At 44.5% G+C, this 12,965-nt stretch carries 14 protein-coding genes; 7 read left to right on the plus strand and 7 right to left on the minus strand.

What is annotated here, in order from left to right; translation table 11 throughout:
• Window position 1 precedes the first annotated feature (1 nt).
• The 6 genes from ACZ5ZC_RS12485 to ACZ5ZC_RS12510 are packed head-to-tail and all read right to left on the minus strand — an operon-like array spanning window position 2 to window position 4,006.
• Window positions 2-1,402 (minus strand): AMP-binding protein, encoded by a 1,401-nt coding sequence (locus ACZ5ZC_RS12485; RefSeq protein ID WP_464931948.1) that lies wholly within the window; start codon window positions 1,400-1,402, stop codon window positions 2-4.
• 4 nt (window positions 1,403-1,406) lie between these two features.
• Window positions 1,407-1,967, minus strand: coding sequence for a COG4648 family protein (locus ACZ5ZC_RS12490; RefSeq protein WP_464931949.1), 561 nt, complete (start codon window positions 1,965-1,967; stop codon window positions 1,407-1,409).
• Window positions 1,967-2,224, minus strand: a complete 258-nt coding sequence (locus ACZ5ZC_RS12495; RefSeq protein WP_005382279.1) for an acyl carrier protein — start codon at window positions 2,222-2,224, stop codon at window positions 1,967-1,969. Before ACZ5ZC_RS12495 ends, ACZ5ZC_RS12490 begins: the two co-directional genes overlap by 1 nt.
• A gap of 15 nt (window positions 2,225-2,239) precedes the next feature.
• Entirely contained in the window at window positions 2,240-2,500 is a 261-nt protein-coding gene (locus ACZ5ZC_RS12500) for a phosphopantetheine-binding protein (RefSeq protein ID WP_005382278.1), read from the minus strand.
• A 13-nt stretch (window positions 2,501-2,513) separates the two neighbouring features.
• Complete coding sequence (locus ACZ5ZC_RS12505; RefSeq protein ID WP_464932137.1) at window positions 2,514-3,281, minus strand: lysophospholipid acyltransferase family protein; 768 nt, start codon at window positions 3,279-3,281, stop codon at window positions 2,514-2,516.
• Window positions 3,278-4,006, minus strand: a complete 729-nt coding sequence (locus tag ACZ5ZC_RS12510; protein ID WP_054867869.1) for a beta-ketoacyl synthase chain length factor — start codon at window positions 4,004-4,006, stop codon at window positions 3,278-3,280. The genes ACZ5ZC_RS12505 and ACZ5ZC_RS12510 overlap by 4 nt, the downstream gene beginning before the upstream one ends.
• Window positions 4,007-4,083: 77 nt before the next feature.
• On the opposite strand from ACZ5ZC_RS12510, the gene ACZ5ZC_RS12515 reads away from it, so the two are divergent.
• From ACZ5ZC_RS12515 to ACZ5ZC_RS12530, 4 genes are all read left to right on the plus strand, one after another.
• A complete protein-coding gene (locus ACZ5ZC_RS12515) occupies window positions 4,084-4,482 on the plus strand; it encodes a hypothetical protein (RefSeq protein ID WP_005390458.1) in 399 nt (132 codons plus the stop codon).
• 27 nt (window positions 4,483-4,509) lie between these two features.
• Window positions 4,510-5,577, plus strand: coding sequence for a methyltransferase (locus tag ACZ5ZC_RS12520; RefSeq protein ID WP_005390460.1), 1,068 nt, complete (start codon window positions 4,510-4,512; stop codon window positions 5,575-5,577).
• A 7-nt stretch (window positions 5,578-5,584) separates the two neighbouring features.
• Window positions 5,585-6,829, plus strand: a complete 1,245-nt coding sequence (locus tag ACZ5ZC_RS12525) for an NAD(P)/FAD-dependent oxidoreductase (protein WP_464931950.1) — start codon at window positions 5,585-5,587, stop codon at window positions 6,827-6,829.
• A 220-nt stretch (window positions 6,830-7,049) separates the two neighbouring features.
• Complete coding sequence (locus tag ACZ5ZC_RS12530; protein ID WP_464931951.1) at window positions 7,050-7,790, plus strand: transglycosylase SLT domain-containing protein; 741 nt, start codon at window positions 7,050-7,052, stop codon at window positions 7,788-7,790.
• Between the two features lie 9 nt (window positions 7,791-7,799).
• On the opposite strand, the gene ACZ5ZC_RS12535 is transcribed toward ACZ5ZC_RS12530, so the two are convergent.
• Entirely contained in the window at window positions 7,800-9,137 is a 1,338-nt protein-coding gene (locus ACZ5ZC_RS12535) for a CNNM domain-containing protein (protein WP_054867874.1), read from the minus strand.
• A gap of 143 nt (window positions 9,138-9,280) precedes the next feature.
• Between ACZ5ZC_RS12535 and ACZ5ZC_RS12540 the strand changes: the two genes are divergently transcribed.
• The 3 genes from ACZ5ZC_RS12540 (at window position 9,281) to ACZ5ZC_RS12550 (ending at window position 12,769) form a co-directional block, all read left to right on the plus strand.
• Window positions 9,281-10,489 (plus strand): DEAD/DEAH box helicase, encoded by a 1,209-nt coding sequence (locus ACZ5ZC_RS12540; RefSeq protein ID WP_046874220.1) that lies wholly within the window; start codon window positions 9,281-9,283, stop codon window positions 10,487-10,489.
• Window positions 10,490-10,742: 253 nt separating this feature from the next.
• A complete protein-coding gene (locus ACZ5ZC_RS12545) occupies window positions 10,743-11,405 on the plus strand; it encodes a potassium channel family protein (RefSeq protein WP_006742864.1) in 663 nt (220 codons plus the stop codon).
• Window positions 11,402-12,769: a TrkH family potassium uptake protein gene (locus tag ACZ5ZC_RS12550; RefSeq protein ID WP_464931952.1), complete on the plus strand. Its 1,368-nt coding sequence runs from the start codon at window positions 11,402-11,404 to the stop codon at window positions 12,767-12,769. The genes ACZ5ZC_RS12545 and ACZ5ZC_RS12550 overlap by 4 nt, the downstream gene beginning before the upstream one ends.
• Window positions 12,770-12,965 lie beyond the last annotated feature (196 nt).

The raw sequence follows: 12,965 nt of genomic DNA on the forward strand, positions 1-12,965 counted from the left end.
TTTATTGGAATAGTTTTTCAATTTCAGCAACTTGGCGTTTGCCTTGGCTGTTCAATGGAATTTCGTCGACCACTCGGAATTTTCTCGGGATAGCGATCGGTTCTAGCCAATTGCGCAGTGCCTTGCGAAGCTCAAGCCAAAATTTGCCTTTACCAAGTTCATTAAGCACATCGCTGCCTTTATCGTTAAGTACGATGATCGAGACTAACGTGAGGCGACCAGATTCTTCCATTGGGATCACCACGCTTTCTTGAACCCACGGCAATTGCTCTAAACGTTTTTCCACTTCGACAAGGGAAATACGCTTTTCTTCGACTTTGACGATTCGGTCAGTGCGTCCACGCAATTCAAAAGAAATACTATCATGGAAATAGCATTCATCCGCAGTTTGGTACCAAGTGTTTTCATCAATGTGTGGCGAGCGGAGCTTTAAACAATTTTCATGGTTAAGCTTTGCTTCAACACCTGGGAATAACGTCCAGGGAGTGCTGGCTACGTGCTGCTGACGGTAAGCGATGCCGCCGGTTTCTGTGCTGCCAAAAACTTCAATAGGAAGTGACCCAAACAACAGCTGGCTGTGTTGCGCGGCTTGGTTTGGCAAGGGGCCTCCAGAAGAGAATACGCACCGAATTGCAACCGGATTATGCTCTTCACTGAGTCGTTTTAGTAACGCAGGGCTGCTTACTAGCGTGGTGTCAGCATCGGCGTGATGGACAATTTGCTCTGGGAACTCAAGGTTGTGTGCTGAAAATGGACGTGCAGAGCACAAAGGCCACAATACGCGGAACAGCAAGCCGTAAATGTGTTGATGAGAGACGGTGCTTTCAACGCGTGTGTTGGCAACCGTGTCGCCCCATAGGTTGTCTAGAATAGACACTTCGATATCGAGCTGTTTCAGCGTTTTTGCAATGGCTTTTGGTTTGCCGCTTGAACCAGAAGTGAATAGCGTCACTGGTATTTGTGCCAGGTTTAATTCACGCCAAACATAAGGTTGTTTGGCTTTTGGCTCGTTAATCGCAGTGATTTCTAGCAATGATTGAGCTTCGATCAAAAGCGAGCTCACCAGTTCTGGAACCGAGACATCGGCATCATGCAGCAACAAATCGTAGTGATCACTGAGCTCTTTGAGTGCTTCTGGTTGGTAATTACCAGGTAATACAATGGATTTTCCTGCGTGACAACAAGCGAAAAAGCCAACGGCAAACAGGTAGCTGTTGCCAAAACACAACGCAATGTTTTGCGTTGGTTGGGTTTCTAACTGCTGAGCAAGCGTTGCGACGTGCTGCTGGAAATCACCCCAAGTGATAACTGTGTCGCGATCGTAAGAGACAGGGGATTGCTCAGGCCTCTCTGCGACGAACAAGGTCGCTAGGGAGGTAAAGCTCGAATACGTTGTATTCATACGATTAGTGTTCCTTTCGAACAAATTGACGCACGATCCATTCTCCAGCGAACAAGCCACCAGCAAGTAAGTAGCTGATGAGGCCGTTATAAAGCGTCCATATTTTTACTGGTAGGAAACAGGTATAGAGCGCAACGGCAGCATTGAGCGTAAAAAAAACGCACCAAACCATCGTCACTTTGCGAGTGTAAGCCACGCCACTAGCTGGAAGGTCGGGCTCTTGCAAGCGAGCAAGCCTCTCTATGATCGATTGCGGCTGTTTTAAGCTCAGTCCAAAGACACACAGCATACATACATTGACAACTACAGGGTAAAACTGAAGCCACCCGTGTTGTTTAAACACCATGCCAAGCGTAATTAGAACAATGCCAACAGCGCCCGTGACGAGCGCCAAGAATTTAAACTCTTTTAGTGGGGTCTTATTTGCGACGAAAACACGCAAAAGTAACGCAGCAATTAACAAGCCCCCGACTAAGTTCAAGCCAAATTTATCCATACCGAAATAGACGGCGAAGGGGTAGGCAAACAGTACAATTGCAGACAGACCAGTCAGCAATTGGCGCATTAACTTTCCTTCAATAACTCAGTGACGGCGTTAACCACATCGTCAACGGTTCTTACAGCACTAAACTCTGCTGGCTTGATTTTTTTGCCAGTGACATTCTGTAGGTGTACGACCAAATCAACGGCGTCAATGCTATCAAGGTCGAGATCTTGGTATAAGTGCGCATCTGACTGAATGTCGGCTGCGTCAATTTCGAACAGCTCAACAAGCGCATCTTTAACTTGTTCAAATACTTGATCTTTATTTACATCAGTCATGAATATACCTACAACTTATTCATTAGTTTGAGAAGAAACGTATTTCGCTAGGTTTGCTACAGAAGCAAAGTGTTCGCGCGTGTTTGAGTCGTCGGCATCAATAACGATGTTGTATTGTTTTTTAATTGCGAGTCCAAGCTCAAGTGCATCGATAGAATCTAAGCCAAGTCCATCACCAAAAAGTGGTGCATCCGTTTCAATATCATCTACGGTTAAATCTTCAAGGTTTAAAGCATCAATAATAAGTTGCTTAATGTCGTTGTGTAACTGTTCCACTGGGACCTGCTTATTAATAAAAGTTTTCTGGAAAAATGTTTTCAGCTAGGTGCTGTTGTAAGCGTCGCGCCGCTATTGTCGGCGACGTAGTTTGCTTTATAAAAGGGTCAATCTCAACTTTATCCTTAACTTCAACCTTGAAAAAAGGCTTTGTTGCCGGTACTTGATACCATTTTTTCTCTTTTGTGAGGAAACTTGGCGTTACCGTAATATGGACAACCCTTAAATCTCGTTCTGTTCTTACCGCAATTTGTGCTGCGCCGCGTTGTAATTTTGGTTCTACACCTGGTGTTGTTCTTGTCCCTTCAGGAAATATAAGCAACACGTTGCCTTTGTTAAATCGTTCATCACAAAGTGCTAATAAATCATCCGGCGCTTCATTGGGAATATATCCGGCTGCTTTTACGATGTGCTTCATAAAAGGATTCGACCATATTGCCGATTTTACTAAACAGTCGCAGCGATTTAATTGTGAAGCAATGAGAACGTAATCGATTAAACTAGGATGGTTGGCAACAATTAAACAATTACGATCTTGTTGAAGAATATCGGCACCAATAATTTCGTAATCGATTGCTCCACTTAACTTCATCAATTTACAAAAGGTGTTGAATGAATATCGAATGGCACCTTGAACTTTATATTCACGTTCGGTTTGATCCGAAACGAAAATACGAATGGTCGGAATAACAATGAAGCTTAGTGCTAAACCACCTAACCCAAATACTGAAAAACAAAAGCCGGTTGCTAGCACACGCCAATACTGATTTAAGCGACTCATTGCTTTTGCCATTCCCAAATTTGTTGCGGAGCGTGAATAGTCCACTGATTTTCATCTGACAAGTAGTGTTGCAAAAACGCTAAGCCTTGTGGCAACGGGTGGTTTGAGCATTTTGCACTGATGCCGCTTTGCACCGTGAAGCTATCTCCATGAGAAAGTATCAAGCCGAGTCCAAACCCTTGGTATTGTTGGTTTTCATATTCTAAATAAGAGTCAGGCATAGGCTCATCAAAATCAACAAGCAGGACTTTTTTGTCAGGATTGTCGGACAAAAACAGCCATGCTTCTAATATTGCACTTTGGAATGTGTTTTCTGCCGCAGCGATAGAAGTGAGAGGGATGGGCTGTTTGGTTGCAATAGTGGCAAGCCCTGCGGCGGTATTATGCACTGACTGAGAAAAAGCCATCGGAGACGCTTCTTCACCGTTAATAATATCTTCAACTAACGCAACACTGCGATGCAATTCGCCATGACGACTCGAAAATACGAGGTAATCAACCTGATGTTGATTAAGCAATTCGATTGCCGTTTGCACTGCCAGTTTGCTAAGTGGACTCATTCTTCTGCGCATCATCGCAGGAATATCTGCAACATTGATTTTGCCATCTTCTGGCCATTTTATCTCTGTTGCCCATTGTTTCCATTCATTGGATTCGGATAAACCGAATGAATTCGCTGTCCACGCATCAATATTGAACGAAATGTTGATCTTCGAGTTTGGCATATTGGGTTAAATTGTTTATTTTACAGCTCGATACAAATTGGGCTTTACCCAAAGTCATAATAAAAAAGGAAATTATCATGTCGCGTTTTAAGCTGTATGTCTCGTTATTATTAACTTTGCTTCTTGTCGGTTGTGGACGAGTACAACCTGTAATGAATGTGGAGGATACTCCAGTTGCTTATGATCTTCAAAATAAACAAGTAAAAATGGCCATTGTGCAATCGGCAACCAACCGAGGTTGGACGATTGAAGAAGTAAGCCCAGGCGTTCTTATTGCAAAAATTCACGTTCGTAAACACTTTGCAGAAGTAAAAATTCCATATAACAACAAATATTACTCAATTATTTATCTCAACTCAGTAAATCTAAAAGCCAGTGATGGCAAAATCCATCGCAATTACAATCGTTGGATAAACAACTTGAATGTTGATATTCAACGAGCTATTGCATTGTTAGGCTCTCAGTCTAAACAATAAAAATATTAATTGCAGTTAGGTTTTTCCGTGTTAAATCAAAATAATGACCCTTTTAATGCTTTTGAAGCAAAAACAGAAGCTCAGAAGTTATCTTTTGCACCAATCGTGTTCCAGACCGCCAGAACGCTCCGAGATTTAGGTATTTTAGCCGCGCTAGACAGCGCCGGTTCACAAGGCATGAGTGCCACGGACATTGCCGAGAAAACGGGCGTGTCAGAATATGGTGTCAAAGTATTGTTGGATATGGCGATTAGCGCACATATTGTTTTATGGGAAAGACCTAACTATTCGCTTGCGAACCTTGGTTTTTACCTTCTTCACGATGGTATGACGAACGCAAACATGGATTTTACGGCTGATGTATGTTACGCCGCGATGATGCATCTGACGGAAGCGATTAAAGAAGGTAAGCCTTCAGGTTTGAAAGAGTTGGGCAATTGGGAGACGATTTATCAAGGTCTGTCGACGCTGCCAGATCAAGCCAAACAGAGTTGGTTTAAGTTCGATCACTTCTATTCCGATCGCTCGTTTCCATTACTGCTTAAAGAAGTGTTTGCAAGCAAGCCAAAGCACCTCGTGGATATTGGTGGAAATACCGGGAAATGGGCTATTCAGTGTTGTAAGCATGATCCTGATGTTGAAGTTACTATTGTCGATTTGCCGCAGCAATTAGAAGTGGCGATGTCAAATGTCTCTGAAAACCAGTTCGCCGAGCGTGTACGTCCATACCCTGCCAACATGCTTGATAAAGCACAAACATTGCCTGAGCATGCTGACGTATGGTGGATGAGCCAGTTCTTGGATTGCTTTTCACCAATTGAGATCCTAAATATCCTTAAAAAAGTCAAAGCCCAGTTAACGAAGGGAGATACTATTTACGTATTGGAGCTATTTTGGGATGCCCAAAAATACGCGGGTGCTTCTTATAGCCTTAATGCAACCTCTCTCTACTTTACCTGTTTAGCCAACGGCAATAGTCGTTTTTATCGCAGTGATGATTTCTTAGAAATTGTCGAAGCGGCAGGTTTATCTGTCGTCGAAAGAACCGACAACATTGGCCTTGGTCACACCTTATTAAAACTACAAGCAAACTAAATTCAGAATGAAAACAGAGCTCAAGCAAGTTGTCGTCGTAGGAGCGGGCCCATCTGGCTCCACCGTTTCTGCGTTATTAAAATCGCGTGGCATAGATGTCGTTGTCATAGAAAAAGCCACCTTTCCACGTTTCTCTATCGGAGAAAGCCTGCTTCCTGCATGTATGGAAGTTGTCGAGCAAGCCGGAATGACCAATGCGGTAAAGCAGTTTGGCTTCCAATATAAAGATGGCGCTGCATTTCGTCGCAACGGTGTTTACACCCAGTTCGATTTTACGGACAAATATACCCCAGGGCCGGGTACGACGTTTCAGGTGCAACGTGCCAGTTTTGATAAAGTGCTCGCCGACAGTGCCGCAGAGCAGGGCGTCGATATTCGTTATCAACATGAGCTAGTTAGCTTGGCGTTCGAAGGCAAAAAATCGCGCTTAGAAGTTGTTGGGCCGGATAAACAGACCTATCAAATCGAAGCTGATTTTGTTTTGGATGCGAGTGGTTTTGGCCGTGTTTTGCCACGCTTGTTGGATCTTGAAGAGCCTTCTTGTCTTCCTCCAAGAAAAGCGATATTTACTCACATTGAAGATCGTATCTCTCCACAAGAGCCAGAGTACGATCGTAAAAAAATTCTGATTTCCGTGCATCCTGAAAATCACGATGTGTGGTACTGGCTAATTCCATTCTCGAATGGTACGTGTTCGTTTGGTGTGGTGGGTGAGCCTGAGTTTTTCGAGCAATACCCAGAAGATAAGCTTGCAGCTTTGCAGCAGTTGGCGAATGAAGAGCCGGGGTTGGCTTCTTTGTTGCGAAATGCGAATTACCCAAATCCAACAGGAGAGTTGGGTGGCTATTCAGCGAACGTCAAACGCTTAGCGACAGAAAACTACGCACTGCTTGGTAATGCCGGCGAGTTTCTTGATCCTGTGTTTTCATCTGGCGTTACTATTGCCATGAAGTCAGCGGAATTTGCGGCCGATTGCGTAGCTCGTCAATTAAATGGTGAAGTGGTTGACTGGCAAGAAGAGTATTCGGAACGCTTGATGGTGGGAGTGAACACATTCCGTACTTACGTGGAGGGGTGGTACAACGGCACATTGCAAGATGTGATCTTCTATCAAAACCCGAATCCACGTATTAAGCAGATGATTAGCGCGATTTTGGCTGGGTACGCTTGGGATACAAACAACCCTTACGTAAAACAAAGCGAACAACGTTTGTCGACGCTTGCTGAGCTGGTTCGAGAAGCGGAACTGTAAGAGTATAAATTCTCTTAGCTGAGGATGCGTAAACCTAGGTCTTACCGAGAAATTGGTAAGACCTTTTTTATTCTCGACAATACCTTTTTATTTGTACTTCGAGCTTACTGGAGACATCTTGACCACTTGTTTCGAGGTGTATCGAATTTGAGAAAATTTATAGTGATTATGATCACATACATACTCATTGTTGCTGATATTTATATTAAACGTGTAGGAAATGGATTACATTTTGGGAGTGTTCCCTAAATCCGGCTTCGTTGTGAAAACGGTTTATAAGCAACTGTATAAATTAGTAAAGTTCCAAAAACTGCACCAAAAAAAAGATAAGTTTCTTGCCAAATCAATTCGCTTGGTGAGTTCGAACCATCGACTGCGCCAAACACTTCCTTTACTTTCTCGAATTGTCAAAGAACACGACGCGCCAGCTGTCTCTTCGGTTGTTGATCCCGAGAACGCGGTGGCGTGGGGAGGCAAAGTTTCTCCAGAGTTCAAACGCAAAGTCATTCGTATAAGTGAAGAGCTGGAGATCAACCCTAATCACCTGATGGCCTGCATGGCATTTGAAACCGCTGAAACCTTCAGTCCAAGCATCAAAAATGGTTCAGGAAGTGGGACGACAGGGTTAATTCAATTTATGCCCTCTACTGCTGAGTCACTAGGAGTGAGTACGAAAACTCTAGCGAGGATGAGCGCGGTCGAGCAACTTGACTATGTAAAAGCCTATTACTGGCCATATCGCCATAAAATCAATAGTCTGGAAGATGCGTATATGGCAATTCTCTATCCTGCTGCGATTGGCAAACCGTCTTCTTTCGTTTTGTTCAAGCAAGGCTCGATTGCATACCGACAAAATGCGGGTATCGATCGTCACAATACAGGAAAAATCACGCTTAATGATGTTTCCTATAAAGTGAGGAAAAAACTAGAAAAAGGTTTACAGCCCAATTTGATGGGATAGGACCGTGCTTTATTCCACTTCGCTATTGTTAGTTGGTGTATCGGTGTCTTTGGTGACTCTGACTTGCATAATGCGATGTTTTTTAACGAGGAGTATGTCAAATCGCCAACCTTGGTAGTGAATGTGCTCCCCAACATTTGGGACTCGACCATAAAGCCATGTCAAAAGCCCATTTAATGTTTGAAAGCCTTCTCGCTCTTCGCCTTCTATGCTGCTCAGTTCGAGTTTATTCTTGAGCTCATTGAGCGGGATCAACGCGTCCATCAACCAGCTGCCATCTTTTTGTTGCTTGGCCCACACTTGCTGTGGAGCCATGCCCAGTTCTCCAGCAATTGACTTTAACAAGTCGTAAAGGGTTACTAGGCCTTGTACATCACCATACTCATCGACAATAAAGACCATTTCCGCACTGGTTTGTTGCATGTAGTTAAGGAGAGGTAACCCTTTCATGGACTCGGGTACAAAACGCGGACGCTTGAGCTGTTTAGCCAGTTTACTGATAGATAATTCGTCATATTCATCGAGCAGGACTTTGGATGAAATGGTGCCAATAATATTGTCCAAGCTACCTTTACAGACTGGCCATACGGAGTGTTGGGTTTGGCGAAGGTCAGTAAGGATGACATCAATAGGTTGGTTGGCATCCAGGTAATGGATATCGCACCGTGGTGTCATTAACGATAATGCTAAACGATCGTTAAGGTGGAGTAAGTTGCGAATCATCAATTGCTCTTGTGGCTCAATCGCACCGGACTCAGAGCCTTCGCTAACAATAGCAAAAATATCCTCCTCGGTAACAATCTCACCGTTGCTGTCGTTTTGGCGCAATAATCGGAGAAAAGTATCGGTTGAAAACGTCAATAAGAAGACAAAAGGAGTGGTGAGCTTGGCGAGCCAGTGGATCGGATAAGCTACGATAATAGCGATGGTTTCTGCGTTGTTTTGTGCAAAGCGCTTGGGAACAAGTTCTCCCACCACAATCGCGAAGTAGGTGATCATGAGCACGACGCTCATCGTTGAAAGTACCGTGGCTATCTCTCTTTCTAGCCCTTGGGTTACTAACCAATTTTCGAATGGTACTGAAAGCGTTGCTTCACCAAAAATACCACTTAATAACCCGATGACGGTAATGCCTATTTGGATCGTGGAAAGAAACTGAGTCGGATTGTTTTTAAGTTCGAGCGCTAAAGTGGCAGAGGCGTTGTGTTCTGCAATTAATTTTAGCCTTCCGCTTTTGGCTGCGACTAGAGCGATCTCTGACATAGCAAACGCGCCATTGAGTGCGATTAATCCAACCAGCAGTAATACGTCCATAACGTTTCCCAGTAATGTACACGTTAGCAGCATAACTAGATTCACGCGCAAGAAATGTGATGTTGCGAGTAAATCATGCAGCGCTCTATTATCGGGCTCTACGCGCATGAATCCTTCTGTTACTTCACTGGGATTCTGATACACTACGCGCCCATTTCCTCTGTTGAGACGTTTCTATGCCATTTTCTAAGCTTGGTTTAAGCGCATCGATTACTGATGCAGTAAAAGCGCTAGGTTATGAAAAACCGACCTCTATCCAACAAAAAGCCATTCCAATCGTACTGCGTGGCAGCAACTTAATTGCTGCAGCACAAACGGGGACAGGTAAAACGGCCAGTTTTGTTCTACCAATCTTAGAAAAGCTTAGTCAAGGCGAAACTCAACGTAAAAAACGTGCTCGTGCTATTATTCTTACGCCCACACGCGAACTTGCGCTTCAGGTTCATCAAAGCATTGAAGCTTATGGTAAAAACTTACCGCTGCGCTCAATGGCGATGTTTGGTGGTGTGGATTATGCGCCACAAAAACAAGCCTTGATCGAGGGTGTCGATATTGTGGTAAGTACGCCGGGACGTTTGATTGACCTGTACGGTCAACGCGCCATTCACTTTGATGAAGTGGAAATGCTAGTGCTTGATGAAGCGGACAAGATGTTGGACATGGGATTCATCGATGCGATCGATAAGATCGTTGATTGCATGCCAGAACATGTTCAAAGTCTGCTGTTCTCGGCAACGCTATCTAACCCTGTTCGTGATTTGGCGAAAAACGCGATTATTGATCCTGAAGAGATCACGATTGCAAAACACAGTGCATCTAAGTCGAACATCAAGCAGTGGATCACCACCGTCGATAAGGACATGAAGTCGTCGCTGTTAAGTCACATGCTCAAAGAAAACGACTGGTCGCAAGTACTGGTATTTATTGAAACCAAACACGGTGCTGCCAAGCTTGTTAGCCAACTTGAAAAGCGCGGCATTGTGGCTGAAGCGTTTCACAGTGGCCGTAATCAGCGTGTTCGCCAAGAATTAATAGAAAAGTTCAAAGCCGGTGAAATCCAGTACCTAGTCGCAACTGGTGTTGCAGCGCGCGGTATTGATATCGATAACTTGCCCGTTGTTATTAACTACGACTTACCGTATCCAGCAGATGAATATGTACACCGTATTGGTCGTACTGGTCGTGCTGGCGCACAAGGTGAAGCGATCTCATTAGTCTCAAAAGATGACTTTAAAAACCTTTGTATGATCGAGAGCCGTTTAGGGCACTTGCTAGAGCGAGTGGAAATTGACGGCTTTGCACCAAGAAAGCCAGTGCCGATTTCTATTTTAAATTACGTACCTAAGAACAAGCGTAAACCGCACGATAAGCGCGAATCAAAATAGCCTGTTTTATCTCTACGATCCAAAAGCCGCATTGTTGCGGCTTTTTGCTTTTTAGGGAGATTCACTCATGGGTTGACAGTGTTGGCTTTTATGCCGTAATGAGGAAAAAAATTAATTTATGTCATACGCTTAACACTCAAAGTGAGTCAGCTTTCGTAAAGCTTTTGTCAATTCTCTGTCCTCAGGTTTGCACAAGGTTAGGAATGGGCGCAGACTTTTTCGCTTGCTAGTGAATGCATAAGATGAGGCATAAATGAAAACAGGTGATAAGCAATTCGCCGTTATTGGTCTTGGCCGATTTGGTTTGGCAGTGTGTAAAGAGCTACAAGATTCAGGAGCTCAAGTTTTAGCGGTTGATATCAACGAAGACAGAGTCAAAGAAGCTGCCAGTTTTGTTAGTCAGGCAATTGTGGCTAATTGTACTCACGAAGAGACAGTTGCTGAGCTTAAGCTCGATGATTACGACATGGTGATGATTGCTATCGGAGCGGACGTTAACGCCAGTATTCTCGCCACACTGATCGCCAAAGAAGCGGGAGTGAAGTCAGTATGGGTTAAAGCCAACGATCGATTTCAAGCGCGTGTCCTGCAAAAGATTGGTGCGGACCACATTATCATGCCTGAACGTGACATGGGGATACGTGTCGCGCGTAAAATGCTCGATAAACGGGTTCTTGAGTTCCACCCTTTAGGTAGTGGCTTAGCCATGACGGAGTTTGTGATTGGATCTCGTTGGATGGGTAAGACATTAAGTGACCTCGCACTGTGCAAAGTCGACGGTGTGCAAGTACTCGGGTTTAAACGGGGCCCAGAAATAACCAAGGCGCCAGACCTTAATACCAAGCTGGAAATTGGCGATCTCATTATTGTGGTTGGCCCGCAAGATGCGCTGGCAAATAAATTAAAATCACTATGACGCAGTTTCATCAAAAAGGCGTTTTTTACGCGCCAGATGGTAAACGAGAAAAAGGTAAGGGTAACGAGCCGCGGATTATATTGCTGAGTTTTCTCGGTGTGTTGCTGCCTTCTGCCGTGCTGTTAACCTTGCCAGTTTTTTCTGTTACCGGCCTTTCGATAACGGACGCTTTGTTTACCGCAACATCCGCCATCAGTGTGACAGGGCTTGGTGTTGTCGATACCGGGCAACACTTTACGTTAGCCGGGAAGAGCTTGCTGATGTTTTTAATGCAAATCGGTGGGTTGGGACAGATGACGTTGTCGGCGGTTTTACTCTATATGTTTGGTGTGCGTTTAAGCTTACGCCAGCAAGCGTTAGCGAAAGAAGCGCTAGGGCAAGATCGACAGGTCAATTTAAACCGACTGGTGAAGCGGATTGTGATTTTTGCGCTTGTCGCGGAATCTATTGGGTTTATTTTCCTTTCCGTTCGTTGGGTTCCTGAAATGGGCTGGCAAACCGGCATGTTTTACGCGTTATTTCATGCAATTTCTGCGTTTAACAACGCAGGGTTTGCTCTGTTTTCGGACAGCATGATGAGCTTTGTGAATGACCCGCTGGTTATCTTTACCCTGGCCGGGTTATTCATTTTTGGTGGGCTTGGTTTTACTGTTGTCGGAGACATCTGGCTGAACTGGCGTAAAGGTTTCCAGTTTTTGCATCTTCATACCAAAATCATGCTTATCGCGACACCGATATTGCTCTTTGTTGGGACGGTGATGTTTTGGTTACTCGAGCGGAGTAATCCAAACACAATGGAATCGTTACCTGTGGCGGGTCAATGGTTGGCGGCATTCTTCCAATCCGCTAGTGCTCGAACGGCCGGATTCAACAGTGTCGACTTGGCGCAGTTTACCCAGCCAGCGTTATTGATCATGATTGTTTTGATGTTGATTGGTGCTGGGTCAACCTCAACAGGGGGCGGTATTAAGGTTTCCACATTTGCCGTTGCGTTCATGGCTACGTGGACCTTTTTGCGCCAAAAGAAACATGTGGTTATGTTTAAACGAACCGTAAACTGGCAAACCGTGACTAAGTCACTCGCCATTATCGTTGTGAGCGGCGCCATTCTGACAAGCGCGATGTTTTTATTGATGCTCACAGAGAAGGCAAGCTTTGATAAGGTCATGTTTGAAACCATTTCCGCATTTGCGACGGTAGGGCTTACCGCTGGTTTAACGGCAGAGCTTTCTGAGCCAGGCAAGTACATTATGATCGTGGTAATGATCATTGGCCGTATCGGGCCACTCACGCTTGCCTACATGTTGGCCCGCCCTGAACCTACCTTAATCAAATACCCAGAAGACGCCGTTCTTACAGGGTAAAGTAGTGTTTATCTGCACTCCACCGACCATAACGAGCACTGATTAATAGCAGTGCTCGTACATTTATAAAATATGTGGGACGTTGCCCAATTTTATCTACAAAGTCGCAGAAGTTTATTTCTTCTTCCTTTTGTTTCGATACTATTCATTCACTCAATTTATACCCTCGGAAGCCACACTTACAAAAGTATTTGGG

The sequence above is a fragment of the Vibrio sp. JCM 18905 genome (genome assembly GCF_055393305.1).